General features: G+C 45.3%; 1 protein-coding gene. It reads right to left on the bottom strand.

From position 1 onward, the window contains the following. On the bottom strand, positions 1-1,376 hold a 1,376-nt coding region (locus A3738_RS27860; protein ID WP_156504551.1), incomplete at its 3' end, for an RND family transporter. Positions 1,377-1,403 lie beyond the last annotated feature (27 nt).

The following is a 1,403-nucleotide window of genomic DNA, read 5'->3' as shown; positions in this document are numbered from 1 at the left end:
CTTTCGCCTTGCTCCAGAGAAAAGGCAATATTGTAGATGCCAGTTAAATTGTCAGATGTGAATTCAGTGTCTGCACGGAACTCCACCGATTCCTTGAAGTAGGCGATAAAGTCATCGTTAATTTGATTTAGCGGAATTAAAGCGAACAAAACGACTGTGACAATGCCAGAGCCGATCAAAACGCCATTACGATTGTTGATGATGAAAGAGGCAAGTTTGTCCATACCCTTGCTTTGACGTGCTGCTTGCTTCTTCGTTGAAATTGGCATCACTGACATAAATGCAGGTAGGAAGAATACTGAGAAGAAGAGCGCCGCAATCACGCCCATTGCTACTGTGTTTCCTAGGTCTCTAAAGGGAGGGACTTCAGAGAAGTTCATCGTCATAAAGCCAAGAACAGTCGTTAGACTAGTGATAAATACTGGTTGGAAGTTGATACGAATACTTTCTTGCATCGCACTATGCTTTGGCATGCCTTGACGTAAGTTGTAGAGAAATGTGACGAGTATATGCACGCTGTCGGCAACGGCCATCGTGGTGATGATGACTGGCGCACTTGTTGTTGGGCCGGTAAGCACCCAACCTAGATGACCGAATAGCCCCATCGCTGTCAACGCAGAGAGAATGATGACAAGAATCGTCGCGACGGTTCCCGTGAATGATCTTAGAAGGAGCCATAAAGTCACGATAATGACGCACAACATGATTGGCATTAGTGATTTCATGTCAGCTTCAGAGGCCTCAGCAAAGGCGTTGCCAAGCATTGTTGTTCCGGTGATATAGACAGACAAGTTTGGATATTTTTCTTCAAAGTCAGCCACAATATTTCTTGCTGCGCTGACGACCTCTCGGGTTTCTGATTCGGATAGCTCGGGAAGCTGAATCGTCACATTTACTGCAGTGACATGCGCTTCTGGAGAGATTAATCGACGCACTAACAATGGCTCGTTTAGTGCAACGTTTTTGACATAATCAAGGTCAACGTCTTCAGGGAATTCAACCAAGTCTGCAACGATTAAGTCGTCTTCTTCGGCTTGGGTATGCTGGTAGTTTGTAATGGAATCAACGCGCGTTGAATATGGAAGTTGCCAGCTGCTTTCCGTCAGTTCTTGAATTGCAGAAAGAGTTTCTCTGCTGAAGACGATCCCATCTTCAGGCTCGACGACCAAAAGCACATTATCAGACTTCGAGTAGGTATTTTGAATGGTCTCGAAGGCTACCAGCTGTTCATTATCCGAAGAGAAAAAAACGCGATAGTTTGAGCTAAAGCTTATGTTAGTAAGACCTGAAGCGATGATGCCAACAATGACAAAAGTTGCGACGATGATTGCCCAGCGCCACTTAATAATACCCGCGGCAAGCTTGTCGGTAGTCATGATGAAGTCCTTAGTGAAGGTTGGGAT

The sequence above is a fragment of the Oleiphilus sp. HI0066 genome, assembly GCF_001635725.1.
The sequence above is the reverse complement of the archived record's forward strand: the minus strand, read 5'-3'. Positions and strand labels throughout refer to the sequence as shown.